General features: G+C 35.1%; 1 protein-coding gene. It reads right to left on the bottom strand.

Going from position 1 to position 248, the window contains the following annotated elements; translation table 11 throughout:
• Nucleotides 1–248 (bottom strand): hypothetical protein (locus KO512_RS19065; RefSeq protein ID WP_215953909.1); only part of this gene is annotated, 248 nt, incomplete at both ends.

Below are 248 nucleotides of genomic sequence, written 5' to 3' on the forward strand. Positions count from 1 at the left end.
CTTGCTCTTGCTCTTGCTTAATAATATTAAGACTTTCTTCTTCTACAGGTTCAAGCTTTTCTATCGAGTTTTTTTCGATCTCATCGCTTAGCGATAACTTCTCGCTTTTGGTATCACTCTTTTCTTGTGTAGCTGAATGTTTTTTATTTCGTTTTAAAATCAGTTCTATTGTGGAGTCTTGGGTATCACCCTCTGATATTTTACTAATGCCTGTGATTTTTGATTCTACAGGTTCATTGAGTGGTGTT

The organism is Amphritea atlantica (assembly GCF_018860855.1).
GTDB lineage: Bacteria > Pseudomonadota > Gammaproteobacteria > Pseudomonadales > Balneatricaceae > Amphritea > Amphritea atlantica_A.